This is a genomic window from Streptococcus sp. 23.2 (assembly GCF_016648665.1).
Taxonomy (GTDB): Bacteria; Bacillota; Bacilli; order Lactobacillales; family Streptococcaceae; genus Streptococcus; species Streptococcus salivarius_E.
Genome location: NZ_JACLQJ010000015.1, coordinates 50,930 through 57,664 on the forward strand (window position 1 = coordinate 50,930; position 6,735 = coordinate 57,664).

Below are 6,735 nucleotides of genomic sequence, written 5' to 3' on the forward strand. Positions count from 1 at the left end.
TTCTAGTCCTTTCCAAATAGATGCTGTTTTTATTACTCTACCACAGTTTTTCTAAAAGTGGTATATGAAAATGAAAAAATAAGAAAAAAGAGTCCTTAGATATCTAACCAATACCTCAGAACTCTTTCATTTCTAACTATTACGATTCCAAAAAAGGGCTAATAAGATAACAGCACCTAGTACTGAAGGAACGATAGCAGTATCTGCTAGCATCGGTCCCCAATTTCCAAAAAGAAGCTGACCAACAAAAGCACCTAGCCATCCAACAAAGGTCTTACCAATACAGCCCATATGTTCACCCCTATTTGATATAGCAGAGGCAATAAGGCCAATTAGAAAACCAACTATCATACTTCCAATCATGATAAATTCTCCCTCATACTTAGATTACCCAATCCCCATTTCGGAAGATCGGTACACGACTACCATCTTGGCGGATACCATCAATATCCATTTGATTTGAACCAATCATAAAGTCTACGTGTACATCAGAACGATTAAGACCAGCTTCCTTAAGCTCCTCTTCTGTCATGTCTGCCCCTCCCTCAACACTGGTAGCATAGGCTGCTCCAATAGCTAGGTGGTTGGATGCATTCTCATCAAAAAGAGTGTTAAAGAAAGTGATGCCTGACTGTGAAATAGGACTTGGATCTGGTACCAAAGCACATTCACCTAGAGCACGCGCCCCATTATTGTTGAAGACGAGATTCTTCATCACTTCATCACCTTGGTCCGCTGTGATATCTACAATTTCACCATCTTTGAAGGTTACCTTGATTCCCTCAATAATATTACCATTGTAGCTTAGAGGCTTTGTGCTTGAGACATAACCATCTGCACGACGAAAATCTGGTGCCGTAAAGACCTCTTCTGTTGGCATATTAGGAAGGAAACCTTCACCTTGCGTATTAATGGCACCTGCAGACTCCCAAACATGGTTTTTAGGCAATCCTAGAGTCAAATCTGTTCCAGGTGCTTGATAGTGTAAGGCTGAGAATTGTGCTTCATTGAGTAGGCGTGCTTTAGCATCCAAGCGATCAGCATGTTCCTTCCAAGCACGTACAGGGTCCTCTTCATAGACACGACAAGTCTTGAAAATTTGGTCCCAAAGTAAATCTACAGCTTCCTCATCACTCGCAGCATCGGGAAAGACCTTCTTAGCCCATTCCTTACCAGCTGCAGCAGCTACAGTCCAACTAACCTTATTAGACTGAGTTGCCACCTGCATAGGTTTAAAAGCCACTCCAGTAGCTTTAGCATGAGCAGATAAACGTTCAGGAGCTACACCATTAAGGGCACCTGGATCTGATGAACGAACACCTAAGCGACTTGCCTTCTTGGCCAACAAATATTCCATCTCAGCTTTTTTATAGGCAGGAACCTCTTCGATGCGGTCCATATCAGCATGCAAGAAGCGCTCGCGATTAATAATATCATCTGACCATTGAACGATTACCTCAGCTGCTCCTAGAGCATAGGCTTCTTTAACTAAGAGGTGTGCTAGCTCTGCTTGTTCTACATCAATGCTCAAAGCCACTGTGTGACCAGGTTGCACATTAATCCCATTAGCAACCAGTAATTTAGCATATTTCTCAAGATTTTCTTTAAAATTTGGTAAAACCATGATTAACTCCTTGAAACTATAATTTTCTATCAGTATACCATAAGACGAAGAAAAAGGTTTCCTCTCAGCTTTGGCTTTTTAGCATCACATGCAGCCCCCTAAACAAAAAGAGAACGGAGACTGACTCCATTCTCTCAAAGTTGATGACAATTCTCTTCAGCCATTAAAAGAAATCATCAAAAAGACTTAATTGATTATCTTCTGGCATATTTCCTAGGATTCCCATTTCATCCAATTTTTCAACCAAGGTTGATGATAGGCCTCCTCGTTTACGCAATTCTGTCTTGGAAAGGAACTCCCCTTCTTCACGCGCAGCAACCACTTGCTTAGCAACATTCTCACCCAAACCTTCAAGTGCAATAAACGGTGGAATCAAGGTATCTCCTTCAATCAAAAATTCAGTTGCCTGACTCTTATAAAGATCCAACTGACCAAAGGTAAAGCCACGTTCTAACATTTCATTGACAATTTCAAGCGTCGTAAATAAGTCATTTTCAACATTAGTCGCTTCATTTCGTTGGCGCTTCTCCTTAATATCTTCCATTCGAGCTTTAACAGCATCAAGACCCGCAGACATCGTCTTAAGCTCAAATGCTTTAGCTCGAATCGAGAAGTAGGCACAATAGTAATAAATAGGATGGTGCACTTTGAAATAAGCTACACGTAGGGCCATCATAACGTAGGCTGCCGCATGGGCTTTAGGGAACATGTATTTGATTTTACCACAAGATTCAATGTACCAGTCTGGAACATTATTTTCACGCATAGCTTGAATATAGCAATTACGCTCTTCTTCGGAAATCTTCAACCACATCCCCTTACGCACACGTTCCATGATTGTGAAGGCCATCTTAGGATCTAATCCCGCATGCATTAGGTATACCATGATATCATCACGACAACCGATAACTGTTTTCAGAGTGGCGATACCTTCCTTAATCAAATCTTGTGCATTACCTAACCAAACGTCTGTTCCGTGGGACAAACCAGATAACTGTAAGAGTTCCGCAAAGGTCGTCGGATGCGTCTCGTCGACCATACCACGAACAAAGTTAGTCCCAAACTCAGGGATTCCCAACATTCCCGTTGGTGTCCCAATCTGTTCAGGTGTTACCCCTAAAATATCAGTCCCTGAAAAAAGTTTCATTACATCTGGATCATCTGCTCGAATATCTTTTGGATCGATTCCTGATAAATCCTGCAACTTACGAATCATAGTCGGATCATCATGTCCCAGAATATCAAGCTTCAACACGTTCTCATCGATATCGTGGAAATTAAAGTGAGTCGTCTGCCAGGCAGCCGTTACATCATCAGCCGGATATTGAACAGGTGTGAAATCATAGACATCCATATAATTTGGAATAACAACAATACCACCCGGGTGCTGACCTGTGTTTCGCTTAACCCCAGCGGCCCCCATGGCCAGACGATCGACCTCGGCATCACGGTAAAACTTATTGTAGTCACGTTCGTAACCTTTGACAAAACCATAAGCCGTCCGATCTGCAACAGTACCTACTGTTCCAGCACGAAAAGCATATTGCTCTCCAAAAATATCACGAACATCCAAGTGGGCTGATGGTTGATCATCACCGGAAAAGTTCAAATCGATATCCGGAACCTTATCCCCATCAAAACCTAGGAAAGTCTCGAAAGGAATATCCTGACCATCTTTTTTATACTCCGTTCCACATTCCGAACACTCCTTATCAGGCAAATCGAAGCCAGATCCATAAGAACCATCTGTAATGAACTCCGAGTGTTGACATTTAGGACATAAATAGTGTGGCGGCATCGGATTAACCTCAGTAATTCCAATCATCGTCGCAACAAAACTAGAACCGACAGATCCACGCGAACCAACTAGGTACCCACGTTCATTTGAACGGTTAACCAACATCTGCGAAGCCAGGTAAATTACGGCAAAACCATTACCAAGAATTGAGGACAACTCTTTCTCAATTCGCAGATCAATAATATCAGGCAAAGGATTACCATAGAGCTCAAACGCTCTAGCATATGTCATCTCCGCAACCTGTTCTTCCGCACGATCAATGAAAGGTGTGTACAAGTCTTTTTTGACAACCTCGACCTCTTCAATTTGGTCTGCCATAGCCTGCGTATTAGTTACAACAATTTCATAGGCTAAGTCTTTTCCCAAAAAGGCAAAGTCATCTAGCATCTCATTCGTTGTTCTAAAATGCGCTTCAGGTAAAGGAGCAGGTTTCGCATTTTCTCCCTTACCGATTGGCCTATTAATCATTGCTCCTTGTCCCAAAGCACGAACAATGATTTCACGATAAATCGCATCCTCAGGATTGATATAATGTACATTTCCTGTAGCAAGCACAGGCTTGTCCAGACGATTAGCAACTTCAATCAAATCTCGAATCAGTTGTTCTATAGCCACCTCATCCTTAATTAAGTCCTTCGCAATCAATGGTGCATAAATCGCTGGTGGCATAACTTCAATAAAGTCATAATATTTAGCAACTTCAACTGCCTTGTCAATACCATGAGACAGAAGCGTATCAAAAACCTCACCATCAGCACAAGCAGAACCTACAATGATTCCCTCACGATACTCATCTAAGACCGTACGAGGAATACGTGCTACCCCCTCAAAGTATGAGACATTTGATAAACTTACCAACTTAAAGATATTCTTCAAGCCAGTTTGATTCTGAACATACAGCGTCGCATGTTTAACACGAGACTTTTTATACGAATCTTCAGAAACCAAATCCGTGTTCAACTGTTCCAAATTAGTCAAACCGTGCTTATCAAACACATCTTTTATGAAGATAAACAACAAACGGCCCGTTGCTTCCGCATCATAATTGGCCATGTGGTGGTGATCTAAAGCCACACCAAACCGCTTCGTCAAAGGACCCAAACCATGACGCTTATACTCAGGATAAAGATTTCGTGCAAATTCTAAAGTATCAATAACTGGTTGTGAAATTGTTGGTAACTGATGTCTTTCATAATTGGCATTCATAAAACCAACGTCAAAGGTCGCATTATGGGCTACTAGCACAGTTCCTTGACAGAATTCTTGAAACTCCTGTAAAACTTGGACTAAAGGTTTAGCACCTTTTACATGATTATCAGTAATACCTGTCAACTCAGTAGTAAAAGCAGAAAGAGGATGCCCTGGGTCTATAAATTCATCAAATTGCTCAATAATATTACCTTTATGCATTTTTGATGCCGCAATCTGAATCAAATCATTATGAACAGCAGACAAGCCCGTTGTCTCAACGTCAAATACAACATAAGTTGCTTCTTTTAATTCCAAATTCTGGGAATTATAAACAATAGGAACTTTATCCTCAACAAGATTGGCTTCAAGACCAAAAATAGCTTTAATACCAGCTTTCTTAGCCCTATGGTAGCCATGAGGAAAACTCTGAACATTAGCGTGATCAGTTATAGCAACAGCTGGATGCCCCCAAGAAGCAGCAGTGTCAATAAGCTCTTCCACAGTTGGCATGGCATCCATAGTCGACATGTTAGTATGTGCATGAAATTCCACACGCTTTTGTCCCTCAGGCATCAAATCCTTGCGAGGTGTGTGCGAAATCTCTTTGATATCTTGTACATTCATTGTCAGGCTATGAGTGAAAGGATTATTCTCAATACGACCGCGAACTCTTACCCAGTTCCCCTTTTTTATCATATCGAACTTAGCAAGCTCATCACTATCTTTGACCCAGCGCTGCATTGCAAAACTAGAGGTATAATCAGTTACCTTGAAATTAATAATAATTCGACCCGTCTTAGTTTCGCGTTGCTCTACATCAAAAATATATCCTTCAAAAACAACACGATTCTCTTCAGAATTAATATCAACCATTGGCGTTATTTCAGCCTTATCAAAACTAGCTTGACGTTGACTTTGTTTCTCAGCAAAATTTTGGTCCGGTTCGTTCACAGGTTTCGGTGTTGGAGCACTCTCAAGAATAGATTGAAGAGCCTGTCTTGCCTGAGATTCAGCTTGTTCTTGTAAAGAAACCTTGTTTGTTTCGTAAGCCTCTTCTAAAGAAGATGACGCTTCCTTATCTTCAAGAACAGAAATTGATACGTCAGATAAACCAACTTGAGAAAGAGATTTAGAAATCAAAGAAATAAACCTATCCTGTAAATTTTCTTTAATAATATGCGCTGGAGCCTTAACACAAATACTATTATTTGAAATTTCAACCTTTAGATTTGAGAATAAAGAATAAATAGAAAAGTGAGAAACTTTTAAACTATCTAAGGCATATGAAAAATAATCTTCAAGTAAAGAATCATCGCAAGAAGTAGAAAATAAACGAATCTCAAAAGAAGCTTTGGCACCTAAAGAATTGAAGGAAGAATGAAGTAAACTATCAAAAAGCACAAAAGACTCATAAGAAAGAACACTAGGAAAAGAAAAAACAAAAAACCACTGCCGTTTTGATTTAAATAGTTTTACTGTTTCGATAGAACCATCTTTAATTTCTTTAAAAGCATCGTGTTCCTCAGGAAAACGAATTTGCTTTAAGAGAAGCTGAAATTTATCAGACATAAAAATTAAACTCCTATAGACAAAAAAACACTCCTAAAGGAGTGTAACTTATACCGGCGGCCGGGGTCGAACCGGCACGTCCTTGCGGACACTGGATTTTGAGTCCAGCGCGTCTGCCAATTCCGCCACGCCGGCAAAGTATAACTGGGGTAGCTGGATTCGAACCAACGCATGAGGGAGTCAAAGTCCCTTGCCTTACCGCTTGGCTATACCCCAAAAATATAGGCGAATGAGGGGAATCGAACCCCCGAATGTCAGAGCCACAATCTGATGTGTTAACCACTTCACCACATTCGCCACTTTACTAACACGGGCAGTAGGAATTGAACCCACACTGAAGGTTTTGGAGACCTTAGTTCTACCTTTAAACTATGCCCGTAACTATGGAAGGGGAGGGATTCGAACCCCCGAACCCGAAGGAGCGGATTTACAGTCCGCCGCGTTTAGCCTCTTCGCTACCCTTCCAAAATATAAACAAATGGCGCGAGACGGAATCGAACCGCCGACACATGGAGCTTCAATCCATTGCTCTACCAACTGAGCTACCGAGCCA

The 6,735-nt window shown here is 41.1% G+C and carries 3 protein-coding genes and 6 tRNA genes; all 9 read right to left on the reverse strand.

What is annotated here, in order from left to right; all coding sequences use genetic code 11:
- Positions 1–132: 132 nt before the first annotated feature.
- The 9 genes from H7T98_RS08365 to H7T98_RS08405 all read right to left on the reverse strand — a co-directional run bounded on the left by H7T98_RS08365 (position 133) and on the right by H7T98_RS08405 (position 6,734).
- Positions 133–363 carry a GlsB/YeaQ/YmgE family stress response membrane protein gene (locus H7T98_RS08365; protein WP_002886331.1) on the reverse strand — a complete coding sequence of 77 codons (231 nt, stop codon included), beginning with the start codon at positions 361–363 and terminating at the stop codon, positions 133–135.
- Between the two features lie 19 nt (positions 364–382).
- The gene (locus H7T98_RS08370; RefSeq protein ID WP_201061662.1) at positions 383–1,624 is read right to left on the reverse strand and encodes an aminopeptidase; all 1,242 of its coding nucleotides are present in this window, start codon (positions 1,622–1,624) and stop codon (positions 383–385) included.
- A 163-nt stretch (positions 1,625–1,787) separates the two neighbouring features.
- A complete protein-coding gene (locus H7T98_RS08375; protein ID WP_175057360.1) occupies positions 1,788–6,182 on the reverse strand; it encodes a PolC-type DNA polymerase III in 4,395 nt (1,464 codons plus the stop codon).
- 51 nt (positions 6,183–6,233) lie between these two features.
- Positions 6,234–6,317, reverse strand: a tRNA-Leu gene (locus H7T98_RS08380).
- A 9-nt stretch (positions 6,318–6,326) separates the two neighbouring features.
- Positions 6,327–6,398: transfer RNA gene (locus tag H7T98_RS08385), tRNA-Gln, on the reverse strand.
- Positions 6,399–6,406: 8 nt separating this feature from the next.
- Positions 6,407–6,479: transfer RNA gene (locus tag H7T98_RS08390), tRNA-His, on the reverse strand.
- An 11-nt stretch (positions 6,480–6,490) separates the two neighbouring features.
- Positions 6,491–6,561: transfer RNA gene (locus H7T98_RS08395), tRNA-Trp, on the reverse strand.
- Positions 6,562–6,566: 5 nt separating this feature from the next.
- Positions 6,567–6,647: transfer RNA gene (locus H7T98_RS08400), tRNA-Tyr, on the reverse strand.
- Between the two features lie 14 nt (positions 6,648–6,661).
- Positions 6,662–6,734 (reverse strand) — tRNA-Phe (locus tag H7T98_RS08405).
- Between the last annotated feature and the right edge of the window lies 1 nt (position 6,735).

Coding starts and splice junctions, on each gene's coding strand:
- H7T98_RS08365 (WP_002886331.1), bottom strand. CDS start 363: ATGATTGGAAGTATGATAGTTGGTTTTCTAATTGGCCTTATTGCCTCT.
- H7T98_RS08375 (WP_175057360.1), bottom strand. CDS start 6,182: ATGTCTGATAAATTTCAGCTTCTCTTAAAGCAAATTCGTTTTCCTGAG.
- H7T98_RS08370 (WP_201061662.1), bottom strand. CDS start 1,624: ATGGTTTTACCAAATTTTAAAGAAAATCTTGAGAAATATGCTAAATTA.